Below are 13,763 nucleotides of genomic sequence, written 5' to 3'. Positions count from 1 at the left end.
CGCCGCCCGTCAGCAGACGTGCCGGTCGCGCTCGGCCGAGTACAGGTGGCTGTCGCGGAACTGCTCGGCGCCCAGCGTGCGACCGACCATGATGACGGCGGTACGGATCACCCCCGCAGCCTTCACCTGCCCGGCGATGTCACTCAGCGAACCGCGCAGGATCAGCTCGTCCGGGCGGGACGCCATGGCCACCACGGCGGCCGGGCAGTCGGCCCCGTAGTGCGGCAGCAGCTCCTCGACGACCCGGTCGACGTACCGGGCGGCCAGATGCAGCACGATCAGCGCACCGCTGCGGCCGAGCGTGGCCAGGTCCTCGCCGTCCGGCATGGCGGTGGCGCGCTGGGCGATCCTGGTGAGGATGACGGTCTGGCCGACGGTCGGCACGGTCAGCTCCCGCTTGAGGGCCGCGGCAGCGGCCGCGAACGCCGGTACACCGGGCACCACTTCGTACGGCACACCTGCCGCGTCGAGCCGCCGCATCTGCTCGGCGACCGCGCTGAAGACGGACGGGTCACCGGAGTGCAGCCGGGCCACGTCCTGCCCGTTCCCGTGGGCGCGCACCAACTCGTCGGTGATCTCGTCGAGGTTGAGCTGCGCGGTGTCGACGAGGCGGGCGTCCGGCGGGCATTCGGCGAGGAGTTCGCGGGGGACCAGGCTGCCTGCGTACAGACAGACCTGGCAGGCGGCGAGCGTCCGGGCGCCGCGGACCGTGATCAGGTCGGCGGCGCCGGGGCCGGCGCCGATGAAGTACACGGTCATCTGTTCTCTCCTGACAAGGACGGTGCGGACGGTATCGGGGGGGTGCCGGGCTTGCGCACGGACCACTGGGTGACCGGCATGGCCTGGCGCCAGCCGGTGAAGCCGCCGACCGGTACGGCGTGCGCCACCGCGAGCCGCACCAGCTCGCCGCCGTGGCGCCGGTACCGCTCGGCGAGCAGCGCCTCGGACTCCAGCGTGACGGTGTTGGCGACCAGCCGTCCGCCGGGGGGCACCGCGTCCCAGCAGGCGTCGAGCAGCCCCGGCACGGTCAGCCCGCCGCCGATGAACACGGCGTCCGGCACCGGCAGTCCGGCCAGTGCTTCCGGTGCCCGGCCGGTGACCACGCGCAGCGCGGGGACGCCGAGCCGGTCCGCGTTACGGGTGATGCGTCCGGCCCGCACCGGGTCGCGTTCGACCGTGACGGCACGGCAGGACGGGTGGGTGCGCATCCACTCGACGGCGATCGACCCGGACCCGCCGCCGATGTCCCACAGCAGCTCGCCGGGCGCCGGGGCCAGTGCCCCGAGCGTGGCGGCGCGGACATGCCGCTTGGTGAGCTGGCCGTCGTGCTCGTACGCGTCGTCCGGCAGCCCGGGTACGGCGCCGAGCCGCAGCGCGTCCGGGGCACGACGGCACTCGACCGCGATGACGTTGAGCGGATCGCCCGCCGGATGCGCCCACCCGTCGGCCGTACCCGTGACGCAGTCCTCGGCCTCGCCGCCGAGCTGTTCCAGCACTCGCATCGGGCTGGGCCCGAAGCCGCGTTCGCGCAGCAGCGCTGCCACGTCGGCGGGGGTTTTGGCGCCCGCGCTCAGCACCAGCAGGCGCCGGCCCTCGTGCAGGGCGGCGGCCAGGCGGGCGGCGGGCCTGCCCACCAGCGTGACGACCTCGGTGTCCTCCTGCGGCCAGCCGAGCCGGGCACAGGCGTAGGAGACGGAGGACGGATGCGGCAGGACGCGGAGGTTCCCGGCGCCCAACTCCTCGCAGAGGGCGCGCCCGATGCCGTAGAACATGGGGTCGCCACTGGCGAGTACGGCGACGCGGAGCCCCTGGTGCGCGGCCAGCAGCCCGGGTACGGCGGGCCTCAGCGGCGAGGGCCAGGGCACCCGCTGTCCCGCGCACTGCGGCGGCAGCAGCTCCAACTGCCGTGCACCGCCGATCAGCACCTCGGCGCGGAGCAGTGCCGTGCGTGACGTCCCGGGCAGTCCCTCCCACCCGTCGGCACCGATCCCGACGACGGTGGGCGCAGGGGGCAGGGGTATGGCGGGCTCTGCGGGGATCACGGCCGGTACCTCGGTGTTCGGGGGATTTGACGCAGCCGAAACTCTACTGTTCGCGCTGACCGCTGAGATCGTTCCGGGCGGGTGAGCATCGCCATACGTACGTCGGAACGCCTCGGAGCGGCCCTCGGAACCGGCGGTTCGCGTCGCGGAGCGGATGGCCGCGGCGGCCCGCTGACCGCGGAACACCCTGCCCGGTCCACGCCGGGCAGGGTGTGTTCGGGGCCGGCGCCGGGTCAGAAGTCGAAGACGGGCCCCGCGCTCGTCTCCATGACGCAGGCGTTCGGGTAGGTGCGCCGCCAGTCCACCGTGGCGCCGTTGTACATCCCCTGCGCGGTGACCGTGACGGGGTCGTGGATCAGCAGGCACGGGTGCGGGTTGCCGGGCAGCTCGTCGAGGTCGCCCCCGGCCTCGTTCAGGGCGGCGCAGGCCTCCGCCGCCTTCGGGTGGTGACTCGGGGAGGTGAGCGGACACTGGAGGACGATGCCGCGGATCCAGGTGTTCTCGCTGCCTGAGACGGTCAGGAAGAGGCTGCTCTCCCGGGCGTCGGCGTGCGCGGCGGGAGCCAGGAGCAGGGGTGTGGCCAGGGCGGCGGCGGCCAGCGAGGCCGCGGCCAGACACCGGGCGGCGGAAGAGATGATCACGGCCTGGGTAACGAAGAGCCGGTCACGAGGACACGAGCGGCGTGCCCCGGGTACGTGACCTCACTGCTGTACGCGTGACCTCATCACCGGCCGGCCGGCTTGATGTTCTGGTTGGTGTGGAAGAAATTGTCGGGGTCGTAGGCCTGTTTGACGGCCGCGAGCCGGTCGTAGTGGTCGCCGTAGGTGGCCCGTACCCGGTCCTGGGACTCGTCCGCGCCCATGAAGTTCACGTACGTCCCGCCCATCGACTGCGGATGCAGCTCCTCCCAGTAGTCCACGCACCACTGCCGGATCGTCCCGGCGTTGTCCGGGTCGGGGTCGATGCCCGCGATGACGCCGGACCAGACGGCGTCCCGGTACGCCCAGGCCGTGTCGTCCGGGCCGGTCCGGTGGGCGGCGCCGTCGACCGGGTACAGGTGCGTCGTCGACAGGTCCGTGGGGAGGTTCTCGGCGTACTTGGCGTGGACGGCGACGGCATCGTCCGTGATCCGGTCGAAGAAGTTGCCCCGCCAGTACCACTGCAGTCCACTCGGGAGCAGTGCGTCGAACAAGGTCTGGAGCGCCGGATAGGGCATCGGAGAGGTGAAGTGGAAGGAAATCGGGCCCGGTTCGCCCACGGCCTTCAGGGCGGCTTCGAGCAGCTCGGGGGCGCCGGTGCAGCACCAGACGACGCCGCACATCTTCTGGCCGTGGATCTCCTCCGGGAACAGCGGACCGGACGGCACGGTGAGCGCCGCGAAGAAGCCGTTCAGGTCCTCGGGGGCCTGCGGCAGGAAGTCCCGGTACCACTCCAGGACTTCGCGGATCCGGTCGACCGGCCACACGGTGATCGCAACCCCCACGGTGTCCACCGGGTGCAGCCGGAGGTCGAACGAGGTGACGATGCCGAAGTTCCCGCCGCCGCCGCGCAGCGCCCAGAAGAGGTCGGCGTTCTCGGTCTCGTTCGCCGTGACGTGGCTGCCGTCGGCCAGGACGACGTCCGCCGCGAGGAGGTTGTCCACGGTCAGGCCGTACCTGCGGGTGAGATAGCCGTGGCCGCCGCCGAGGGTGAGGCCGACGACTCCCGTTGTCGACAGGATTCCGGAGGGCGTGGCCAGGCCGAACGCGTGGGCGGCGTGGTCCAGATCGCCGAGCAGGGTGCCGCCGCCGACCCGGGCGGTCCGGGCGGCGGGATCGATGTGCGCCCAGCGCATCGGTGACAGGTCGAGAGTGACGCCGTCGTCCACCAGGCACAGTCCGGCTCCGCTGTGTCCGCCGCCCCGCACGGCGAGTTCGAGGCCTTCGCCGCGGACGAAGTCCACCGCGGCCATGACGTCCGCCGCGTCCGCGCACCGCACCACGGCGGCCGGGCGCCGGTCGATCATGGCGTTGTAGATGGTGCGGGCCTCGCGGTACTCCGGGTCCTGCGGGCCGATGACCGGACCGCGCAACGCGGCCCTCATCGCTTGGAGCGTGGTGGAGTCCATGGCCGTCTCCTCAGGGTTGTCCCGTGATCCCTGGCGCAGCGGCGCGCGGCGTCGGATGCGGTGCATCGCACGGCGGAGCGGCGTTCGCGTACTGGATGTATTCGGACGTTCCGGCGAGGTGCTGCGGCTGTCGTCGTGCGCCCGTCAGGGATCACGGGACAGCCTTCGGCCTCCCCGGGGCGCGGGTGCGGACCGCTGTCTTCCACGCTCCCCCCGGTCGGAGGGCCGTGCAATCGGCAGGCGCTGCGCAAAGAGCGGGATGCGGTGTCCGGCAGGTGGGGAGCAGTGGGCGGGCCGCTCGGACGGGCGCACCATGAATCCATGGACCGCCCCCTTGGCGCAGTGAGCCAGCCAGGGCGCCTTGCCGAGCCCGGCGAGGCCATCAGCCCGGAGGAACTCGCGCTCGCCGCCCGCAACCACGGTCTGCCGCTGGAGGCGCTGTGCTACGACATCACCCCGCCCGGACTGCACTACGTACTGGTCCACTACGACATCCCCGAGATCCCGGACGGCTCCGCGCAGCTCACCGTGCACGGCAGGGTCCGGACGCCGCTGGCGCTGGATCTGGCGGCGTTGCGGTCGTTCCCGGCCGTCACACTGCGCGTCACCATGGAGTGCGCGGGCAACGGCCGGGCCCGGCTCGTACCGCGGCCGGTGAGCCAGCCGTGGCTGGTCGAGGCGGTCGGTACGGCGGAGTGGACCGGGGTGCCGCTGCGGCTGCTGCTCGCCGAGGCCGGGGTGGAACCGGACGCCGTCGAGGCGGTGTTCTGCGGGGCCGACCACGGTATCGAGCGGGGCGTCGAGCAGGACTACCGGCGGAGCCTGCCGGTGGACGTGGCCACCGGCGACACACCGGAAGTGCTGGTGGCGTACGCGATGAACGGTGGTCCGCTGCCGCCGCAGCACGGCCATCCGCTGCGGCTGGTGGTGCCCGGCTGGTACGGCATGGCACAGGTGAAATGGCTTCGGGAGATCCGGCTCACCGAGACCCCGTTCACCGGCTTCCAGCAGACGACCGCCTACCGCTACCGGCAGGATCCCGACGATTCGGGTGAACCCGTCACCCGGATCGCTCCCCGGGCGTTGATGATCCCGCCCGGGTTCCCGGACTTCATGTCCCGGACCCGCTTCGTACGCCCCGGCCGGGTACTGCTCCGGGGGCGCGCCTGGTCGGGGGAGCCGCCGGTCACCCGGGTGGAGGTGAGCACGGACGACGGCCGTTCCTGGTACGACGCCGAACTCGCCCCGCCGGACGGGGACGGCAGGCATACCTGGGCCTGGCAACGGTGGCAGGCGCCGTGGAAGGCGGTGCCCGGCACCTATGTCCTCAGCGCCCGTGCCACCGATGCCGGGGGCCGGGTCCAGCCCCTCACCCAGCCGTGGAACCGCGGCGGCTTCGGCAACAACCTGGTCCAGCGGATCGCCGTCCACTGCGGGCCGGGGTGAGCTCGGACCGGCCGGCCCATGGCGGCGGTCGGTCTCAGATCAGGAGTTTTGTCTTCGCCCGCTGGAACTCCTCGTCCGTGATCGCGCCACGGTCCTTCAGCTCGGCGAGTTTCGCCAGTTCCTCGACGCTGCTGCCGCCGGGTTTCGCCGGGCCGGTCGTGTCGCCGGTGGCGGCGGCTTCCCGTACGTACGCCTTGAAGGCGGCTTCCCGCTGCCGGGCTTCCTCGATGTCACGCTTCCCCATGGCTTTGCCGCGCACGATCACGTAGATCAGGACGCCGAGGTACGGCAGGACCAAGGCCAGGATCAGCCAGCCCGCCTTGCCCCAGCCGCCGAGGTCGTGGCTGCGGAAGATGTCCGTGATGACCTTGAAGAGGAGGAAGAGCCACATGATCCAGAGGAAGAACCAGAGCATGGTCCAGAAGAGGTTGAGCATGGGGTAGTCGTCCACGTTCCGCTCCCTGGTCGTCGCGTCGTTCGACTCGTCCGTTCGTCTCGGCGGCACAGCCCTGAACGGCTGAAGCGCATATCAGTCATATCATCAGATTTCACCCACCGCTCGCTGTCATACGGACCGTTCCTCAGGGGCCGTTTCCGCGGAGGCGGCGCGGAGTACCGTGGAATGACCGAGGGAGGCGTGTGGCGTATGAGCGCCGCAGATGGGTCCGCCTGGAGCCCGATCGGGGCGATCGGCCGCGTCACCGTGCCGATCCCGCCGAACGGCCCCGGCGAAGTACTGGTGGCCGTACGGGGTGGGTCGGAGGCCTACACCGCATGGTCGGCGACGTCGATCGACAGGGACGTACGCGTTGTTGTCGTCGACTCGGTCTCGGCACGCGGCGTGATCGTCGAACGCCTGCCGTCCTGAACCGCGAACCGACGCCGGGGACCGACGCCGGGGACGGTGGCGAGCGGCGCCGCACCGGGACATCACGTCGAGAAAAGGTGTACGGCAGGAGTCCGCTCATGTTGTTCTGGCACGTTCCCGCCCCCAACGAGGCGATGCTCATCTCCGGATCGAAACGGCAGACGCACGACACCCAGTTCCGGATCGTCACCGGTCACGGCAGCTTCGTCGTACCGGTGAAGCAGAAGGTGCGCATGCTCTCCCTGGCGCTGCGCGAGGCGGAGATCACCGAGGACTGCGTCACCCAGCAGGGCATCCGTCTCAACGTCCGCGCCGTCGCCGTCTTCAAGGTCGGTGACGACGCCGTCTCCATCGCGAACGCCGCTCGCCGCTTCCTGTCCGAACAGGACCAGATGGAGGAGCTCGCCGGCCGGATCTTCGCCGGACACCTGCGCTCCATCGTCGGCGGGCTGACCGTCGAGCAGATCATCCGGGAGCGGAACCGGGTCTCCCAGGAGGTCATCGCGGGCAGCCACGGCGAGATGGAGAAGCTCGGCATCGTCGTGGACGCCCTCCAGATCCAGGAGATCGACGACTCCACCGGCTACATCAACAACCTCGCCGCCCCGCACGCGGCCGCCGTAGCCAGCCAGGCCCGGATCGCCGAGGCGAGGGCCGACCAGGAGGCGTCCGAGCGGGAGCAGCAGGCCGCGGCGCTCAAGGCCGAGTACGAACGGGACACCGCGATCAAGCGGGCCGGCTTCCTCGCCGAGACCGAGCAGTACAATGCCCGCGCCGCCCAGGCCGGACCGCTCGCCCAGGCCAGGGCCTCGCACGAGGTCATCGAGGAGCAGACCACACTGGCCGAGCGGCAGGCGGCGCTGGCCGCGCAACGGCTGGAGGCGGAGGTCAGGCGTCCGGCGGACGCCGAGGCGTACCGGCAGCGCACACTCGCCGAGGCCGCCCGGGACCAGGCGAAGTTCCAGGCCGACGGCAATGCGTACGCCGAAAGGACGGTCGCCCAGGCGCAGGCCGACGCCAACACCGCGCGTGCCGCCTCGCTCCGGGACGGCAATCAGGAGCTGATCGCGGCCAACCGGATCGTGGAGAACCTGCCCGCCCTGGCCGACGCGGCCGCCCGCGGGATGTCGGGGGCCGACCTCACCGTGCTCAACGGCACCAACGGTGTCAACGAGATGGCGGCGGGCGTGGTCAGCCAGGGGCTGGCGATCCTCCACGCACTCCAGCGCGGTGCGAACACGGTGAAGCCGGTGGTCCACGCGAAGCAGGCCCCGCACATCACCGACTCGAACTGAGATTCGGCGCCTCGGGGCAGTGGTGGGAGCGGACAAGCGCAGGCGGATCGGTGGATGGTCAACCGCCCGTCCCGGATGGCGTAGAGTTGTGTTCACCGACGCGGGGTGGAGCAGCTCGGTAGCTCGCTGGGCTCATAACCCAGAGGTCGCAGGTTCAAATCCTGTCCCCGCTACTGAAAAATCAGGCCCGGCACGCACAGAGCGTGCCGGGCCTGATTTGTGTTTTCCGTCCCCCCTTCGGCCGATGCGGAGTCGCCGCGCAACGCCGCTCCGGCAAGCCTGGTCAGTGAGGTGCGGCGCCGCCTGCAGCCAGGCATGTACCGGGCAGGAGGCCGTGGGGCGTATCTGGCAGGAGACCGCAGGAGCCGCTGCGCGTACCGGGCAGGAGAGCACAGGTGGGGATGGCGGAGAGGCCGCGCGGAGTGCGGGGCGGGGGCGACAGCCCTTCCCGGCGGATCGTCCGCGCGCTGCCGACGCTGCTGATCGTCGCCGGGCTCGTGTTCGACATCCTCACCCCGCCGCCGTTCACCGCCGTGCCGCTGTTCGTGGCGGCCCCGCTGGCCGCCGCACCGTTCTTCTCACGGGCGAGCACCGTCCGTATCGGCGCCGCCTCGCTGCTCTCGATCCTCGTCCTGCGGATCGAGAGCGGCACGGTGCTGCAGGTCGTGCCGTCCCTCGAGGTCGTCACCGTGCTCACCGCCTCGGTCCTCGCCCTCTTCATCAACAGAGTCGTGGCGCGAGGCAATGAACAGCTGGCTTCGGCGCGGGTCATCGCGGAGACCGCCATGCGGGCCGTGCTGCCGGAGCCGAACGACTGGATCGGCGGGCTGCAGGTCGCCGCGCGGTACGAGGCGGCGCAGGCGGACGAGTTCGTCGGCGGCGACCTGTTCGCCGTGGTGGACACCCCGCACGGCGTGCGGCTGGTGGTCGGAGACGTGCGGGGCAAGGGGCTCGACGCGGTCGAGGCGGTGGCGGTGATCATCGGTGCGTTCCGGGAGGTCGCCGAGCACGAGGCTTCGCTGGAGGACGTGGCGCAGCGGCTGGAGCGGGCGCTGGCACGGGAGGGGGAGCGACGCGGCGGGATCGATCCGGTGGAGGGGTTCGTCACCGCCGTACTCGCCGAGATCCCGCACGGTGGTGCCGAGGTGCGGATCGTCAACCGTGGCCACCCCGAGCCGCTGCTGCTCCACCCCGACGGAAGGGTGGAGCTGCTGGTGCCGAGCGTGCCCGCGCTGCCGCTCGGCATGGGGCTGGGAGTGTGGCCGGACCTGGCCGACGCCTGGGGTCTGGCCGCCGGGGCGACGCTGCTCTTCTACACCGACGGTCTCTCCGAGGCGCGCGACAAGCATGGGGTGTTCTACGACCCGGCGGTCCGGCTGCGTGGGCGGATCTTCCCCGGGCCCGAGGAGCTGCTGTCCGCGCTGACCGATGACGTACGGCAGCACACGGGCGGCAAGTCCACCGACGACATGGCGCTGGTCGCGGTCGTACGGCCCGCGGAGGGGCAGCCGGCGCGGCGCAGGACCGTGAAGATCGTGAGGCGCGGGCGGGAATGAGACGCGGCTGTGGTGAGCGGACGGGACAGCCCTTGGAGGAGCTCACAAAATGGGCGCCCGGCTCGCGACGCCTGGCACGCACGCTCGCTGCGTTGTCGGGCTCGCCCCGATACGACCGGTATCGGGGCGACCCTCCACCTTGCGATCGCACGCACCAGACGCCGCGAGCTGATCGGACTCCCACTTTGTGGGCTCCCCTTAGGCCACCGTGCGTAATCGAAGAGTGTCGCTCTGCATAACGTTTGACGCAACGTCAGAAAAACAGTAGTGGCTGAGTCCGGGTCAACTCGCCCGATTCCGACCGGTTGTGTCCAGTAAAGTCCGGGCCAAAACCGTGAACGATCAATGGGAACAGCTTGGAATCAGGCCTGGGTGTCTATTAACGTTCGATAACGCAGCGCGGTCGTCCCAGCCGTCGTCAGTGGCGGCACCGCGCGCGAGCGCCGAATTCCGCAAGGGAACCGGGGAACCACCTTCATGGGGTGAATCGGGCATCTCTGTCTCGTGAGAGGCAGAGGAATCCGTAGGAGACCTTCCTGCTCCGAACCCGTCAGCTAACCCGGTAGGCGAGAAGGAAGGAAAGGAGTGCGCCCCCGTGGCGTCCAACAAGCCTGCCCCCGAAGCCCCTTCCCGGTTCGGCTCCGACTTCACCACTGAGTACGCGCCCGGGACGGACACCGAGTTCGGGACCGAAGGCCTCGGAGAGACCGACCGGACCTGGGAGGAATGGAACCCCACCGAGGAGTCCATCCGCCCCGTACGCGGCAGGCACCGCGTCGCCAAGCAGCGCACCGGGCTCGCCCGTAGCTCCACGGTTCTCGGCGTCGGCGTCATCGCGGCCGTCGGCGCGGGCGGCATGGCCACCGCGCAGAGCAAGCCGCCGGTCTCCATCTCCCTTCCCGATTCCCTCGCGGAAAAGCTCCCCGACGCCAACTCCCTCCCCGGCGTGGGCGCACTGTTCTCCGAGGACTCCGCCGCCGACCAGGCCCAGACCGACGCCGCACCGCTGACCAGCGCGGGCATCACCACCGCCGAGGCCGACCAGGGTGCCACCGACGCCGGCGAAGCGCTCCGCGCCCGCATCCTCCAGCAGGCCGAGCAGCAGCAGAGCGCCGCCGACGCGGAGGCCAAGGCTGCCAAGGAGAAGGCCGCCGCGGAGATGGCGGCGGCCGAGGCGAAGCAGAAGCAGGACGTTGCCGCGGCCAAGGCCGAGGCCGCGAAGAAGAAGGCGGAGGCAGAGGCGAAGGCGAAGGCCGAGGCCGAGCGGCTCGCCAAGCTGGCCGCCAGTTACGCCATCCCCACTTCCTCGTACACGATCACTTCGACCTTCGGCCAAGCCGGTTCGATGTGGTCCTCCGGCTACCACACCGGTCTCGACTTCGCGGCGCCGACCGGCACCCCGATCAAGGCCATCCACACCGGCACCATCAAGTCGGCGGGCTGGTCCGGCTCCTACGGCTACCGCACGGTCCTGGAGCTCGAGGACGGTACGGAGCTGTGGTTCTGTCACCAGTCGTCGATCGACGTCAGCGTCGGCCAGAAGGTCACCACCGGTGAGACCATCGGCCGCGTCGGCGCCACCGGAAATGTGACGGGTCCCCACCTCCACCTGGAGGTCCACACCCCGAGCGGCACGGACATCGACCCGATGACCTGGCTGCGCGACAAGGGCCTCACCCCCTGACCCGATGAACGCGGGCCGGTCCCACCGGCCCGCCACCGATCCCCGGCAGTCCTGACGCTCACCCCCCGACGTCAGGGCTGCCGGTCTGTTTGGCCACGGCTTTCGCGTGCACCATGCATGGAATAGCGGCACGGCTGGAATCCGTTGATCCTCTTATGACCACTCTCCGCAGACTCGGCTCTTCCGACCTTCAGGTCTTCCCGCTCGCCCTCGGCGGCAACGTCTTCGGCTGGACCGCCGACGAGGCGCAGTCGTTCGCCGTCCTCGACGCGTATGCCGCGGCGGGCGGCAATTTCATCGACACCGCCGACGCGTACTCCGCCTGGGTCCCGGGCAACGAGGGCGGCGAGTCGGAGACCGTCATCGGCAAGTGGCTCGCCGCGCGATCCAACCGGTCCGACATCGTCGTCGCCACGAAGGTCGGCGCCCACCCCGCGTACAAGGGGCTCTCCGCGACCACCATCAAGGCCGCGGCCGAGCAGTCGCTGCGCCGGCTCGGCACCGACCACATCGATCTCTACTACACGCACTTCGACGACGAGACAGTCCCGGTCGAGGAGATCATCACCGCCCTCGACCGGTTGGTGAAGGACGGCAAGGTGCGCGCCATCGCCGCCTCCAACATCAGCCCGGAGCGGCTCCAGGCGTCCCTGGACTTCTCCGAGCGCGAGGGGCTGGCCCGTTACGTCGTCCTGCAGCCGCACTACAACCTCGTCTCCCGTGACACCTACGAGGGTGAGCTCCAGGACACCGCCGCCCGCGCCGGTCTCGCCGCCGTCCCGTATTTCGCCCTGGCCTCCGGTTTCCTCACCGGCAAGTACCGTCCGGGCACGTCGGTGGAGAGCGCCCGGGCCGAGAAGGCCGGCGGTTACCTGGAGTCGGAGCGGGGCCGGAAGGTCCTGGCCGCGCTCGACAAGGTGGCCCAGGAGCGCGACGCCGAGATCGCGACCGTCGCCCTGGCCTGGCTGGCCGCCCGTCCGACCGTAGCCGCCCCGATCGCCTCGGCCCGCACGGTCGAGCAGCTGCCCGCGCTGGTGGCCGTGGCCGGCCTCCGGCTGACCGAGCAGGAGCTGGCGGAACTCACCGAGGCGTCCGCCTGACCCGTCACCAGGGATGCTGGGGCGGCCGGTTCCCGTAGCGGTGCTGTCCGTGGGGCGGCTGGTGATACGACGGCCCAGGGGGTGACAGGTACGGGTTGTGGCCGCCGTACGGCGGGTACTGCTGCGGAATCGGCGCCGGGGCCGGGTACCGCGGGCGCAGGCGGCCCGTCGCCTGTGCCGCGTACGCCAGGGCGGGGGCGGCCACCTCCCGGCGCTGCCAGAGGTGGTGCAGCAGTTCCAGTTCACGTGCGGTGAAGTCCGGTTCCGCCGCCCCGCGGCCTGCCCGGCGGCGCAGGAACGCCAGGGACGTGGCGAACGACTCGTACTCGGCGACCGCCCGCGCCGCCGCCTTGCCGCGCGCCTTGGCCTGCGCCTTGGCGTGGCTCCGTACCTGAGCCGCGATCCGGCTGTGAGTGCCGTGGGCGGGGCCGTAGGCAGGGGCGTACCCGTGACCCAGGGCTCCGTACCCCGATTGCGCGTGCCGCTGGCGCGCCAGGTCCCGGGCCAGGCCGCGGGCCCGCATCGAGGAGAGCGCGAGCGGCTCGGCCGGGGTCAGCCAGCCGGCGGCCGCGTACGCGGGCAGTTCGGTCGCCAGGGTGCGCAGCTCCCGCTGGCGCGACCAGATCGCCAGCCAGGTGACCAGTCCGAAGACCGGGACCATGAACACCCCGTACACGACATAGAAGCCGTACGGGCCGAACGTCCCCGAACCGTTCCACAGGGCGTGCATGCCCATGGCGAGGATCAGTCCGAGCAGCGGCAGCGCGATGCGGCGGATGCGGTGGCGGGGTGCGCTGAGCGCCGCGAAGCCGAAACCCAGGCCGGTCAGCACGGTGAAGAGGGGATGCGCGAACGGCGTCATCACCCCTCGTACGAAGAAGGTCGCGGCCGTCACCGACGCCAGGCCCGAGTTGCCGATCTGCTGGTCCTCGCCGAACGCGTTGCCCAGGTAGAGGATGTTCTCGGTGAAGGCGAAGCCCGTCGCGGTGAAGCCGGCGACGACGACGCCGGCGACGACACCGCCGAAGTTCCGTCGCCGGAACAGGAAGATCAGCAGGACGGCCGCCGCCTTCGCGCTCTCCTCTACGACCGGCGCGATGACCGTGGCCCCGAGAGTGTCCGCGCTCGCGGGGTCCGCGGTGGCCGTCGCGATCCAGCGGGTCGCGAACGAATTGGCGATGATCGCGACCAGGGCGGCGGCGCATGCACCCCAGGCGAAGGCGAACAGCAGATTCCGCCAGGGTTCGGGTTCGACCCGGTCCAGCCAGCGGAACGCCGTCATCAGGAGCGGGACGGGCAGCACGGCGAGACCCAGCCCGACCAGGAACCCTTCGGTGCCGGTCTGGGCGCGGACCAGGGCCAGGATCACCAGCCCGCACAACGCGAGCACGGTGAAGACAGCGGCGATACGGAAGGTCTTGCTCCGCCAGACCATGCCGACGCGGCGCGGACGGTAGCGCCACTGGCCCCGTTCCGGCACGGCTGCCAGGATCTCGCCGACCCGCTGCTCCTCGAGGAGCGGGACGGCCGGCTGCGACTGTTGCTGCTGGACAGACCCGTCGGACACCCCATGACCCTAACGAGGGGGACCGACAGCTGACCATGGGGCAGTGCGGTGCGCGTACCGCCCCTGAGGGAATCTGCAGCTCCGCCAGAGGTGAGGAG

Annotated in this window: 12 protein-coding genes, 1 tRNA gene and 1 riboswitch; of the genes, 7 read left to right on the top strand and 6 right to left on the bottom strand. The window is 71.1% G+C overall.

Annotation, left to right across the window (positions count from 1 at the left end; translation table 11 throughout):
• Window positions 1–9: 9 nt before the first annotated feature.
• From cobM to ACNPQM_RS03805, 4 genes are all read right to left on the bottom strand, one after another.
• Complete coding sequence (gene cobM / locus ACNPQM_RS03820; RefSeq protein ID WP_418082855.1) at window positions 10–759, bottom strand: precorrin-4 C(11)-methyltransferase; 750 nt, start codon at window positions 757–759, stop codon at window positions 10–12.
• Entirely contained in the window at window positions 756–2,042 is a 1,287-nt protein-coding gene (gene cbiE, locus ACNPQM_RS03815; protein ID WP_418082854.1) for a precorrin-6y C5,15-methyltransferase (decarboxylating) subunit CbiE, read from the bottom strand. Before cbiE ends, cobM begins: the two co-directional genes overlap by 4 nt.
• A gap of 233 nt (window positions 2,043–2,275) precedes the next feature.
• Window positions 2,276–2,683 carry an SSI family serine proteinase inhibitor gene (locus ACNPQM_RS03810; protein WP_358858277.1) on the bottom strand — a complete coding sequence of 136 codons (408 nt, stop codon included), beginning with the start codon at window positions 2,681–2,683 and terminating at the stop codon, window positions 2,276–2,278.
• An 83-nt stretch (window positions 2,684–2,766) separates the two neighbouring features.
• Complete coding sequence (locus ACNPQM_RS03805; RefSeq protein ID WP_418082853.1) at window positions 2,767–4,149, bottom strand: FAD-binding oxidoreductase; 1,383 nt, start codon at window positions 4,147–4,149, stop codon at window positions 2,767–2,769.
• 321 nt (window positions 4,150–4,470) lie between these two features.
• Here ACNPQM_RS03805 and ACNPQM_RS03800 point away from each other — a divergent pair, with 321 nt between their 5' ends.
• Window positions 4,471–5,595 carry a sulfite oxidase gene (locus ACNPQM_RS03800; RefSeq protein ID WP_418082852.1) on the top strand — a complete coding sequence of 375 codons (1,125 nt, stop codon included), beginning with the start codon at window positions 4,471–4,473 and terminating at the stop codon, window positions 5,593–5,595.
• Between the two features lie 34 nt (window positions 5,596–5,629).
• Here the strand turns inward: ACNPQM_RS03800 and ACNPQM_RS03795 are convergent, their stop codons facing one another.
• On the bottom strand, window positions 5,630–6,046 hold the full coding sequence (locus ACNPQM_RS03795; protein ID WP_418082851.1) for an SHOCT domain-containing protein: 417 nt from the start codon (window positions 6,044–6,046) through the stop codon (window positions 5,630–5,632).
• A 195-nt stretch (window positions 6,047–6,241) separates the two neighbouring features.
• On the opposite strand from ACNPQM_RS03795, the gene ACNPQM_RS03790 reads away from it, so the two are divergent.
• From ACNPQM_RS03790 to ACNPQM_RS03765, 6 genes are all read left to right on the top strand, one after another.
• Window positions 6,242–6,463, top strand: coding sequence for a hypothetical protein (locus ACNPQM_RS03790; protein ID WP_358858281.1), 222 nt, complete (start codon window positions 6,242–6,244; stop codon window positions 6,461–6,463).
• A gap of 98 nt (window positions 6,464–6,561) precedes the next feature.
• Window positions 6,562–7,758: an SPFH domain-containing protein gene (locus tag ACNPQM_RS03785; RefSeq protein WP_418082850.1), complete on the top strand. Its 1,197-nt coding sequence runs from the start codon at window positions 6,562–6,564 to the stop codon at window positions 7,756–7,758.
• A gap of 99 nt (window positions 7,759–7,857) precedes the next feature.
• Window positions 7,858–7,931: transfer RNA gene (locus tag ACNPQM_RS03780), tRNA-Met, on the top strand.
• Between the two features lie 228 nt (window positions 7,932–8,159).
• Window positions 8,160–9,314: a PP2C family protein-serine/threonine phosphatase gene (locus ACNPQM_RS03775; protein WP_418082849.1), complete on the top strand. Its 1,155-nt coding sequence runs from the start codon at window positions 8,160–8,162 to the stop codon at window positions 9,312–9,314.
• Window positions 9,315–9,745: 431 nt separating this feature from the next.
• Window positions 9,746–9,898: riboswitch (cyclic di-AMP (ydaO/yuaA leader) on the top strand.
• A gap of 11 nt (window positions 9,899–9,909) precedes the next feature.
• Window positions 9,910–10,998, top strand: a complete 1,089-nt coding sequence (locus tag ACNPQM_RS03770) for a M23 family metallopeptidase (RefSeq protein ID WP_358858284.1) — start codon at window positions 9,910–9,912, stop codon at window positions 10,996–10,998.
• Between the two features lie 155 nt (window positions 10,999–11,153).
• Window positions 11,154–12,098 (top strand): aldo/keto reductase, encoded by a 945-nt coding sequence (locus tag ACNPQM_RS03765; RefSeq protein WP_418082848.1) that lies wholly within the window; start codon window positions 11,154–11,156, stop codon window positions 12,096–12,098.
• Window positions 12,099–12,102: 4 nt separating this feature from the next.
• Here ACNPQM_RS03765 and ACNPQM_RS03760 read toward each other — a convergent pair whose 3' ends face one another.
• Window positions 12,103–13,665: a PrsW family intramembrane metalloprotease gene (locus tag ACNPQM_RS03760; RefSeq protein WP_418082847.1), complete on the bottom strand. Its 1,563-nt coding sequence runs from the start codon at window positions 13,663–13,665 to the stop codon at window positions 12,103–12,105.
• Window positions 13,666–13,763 lie beyond the last annotated feature (98 nt).

The sequence above is a fragment of the Streptomyces sp. NPDC056231 genome (genome assembly GCF_048270745.1).
GTDB lineage: Bacteria > Actinomycetota > Actinomycetes > Streptomycetales > Streptomycetaceae > Streptomyces.
The sequence above is the reverse complement of the archived record's forward strand: the minus strand, read 5'-3'. Positions and strand labels throughout refer to the sequence as shown.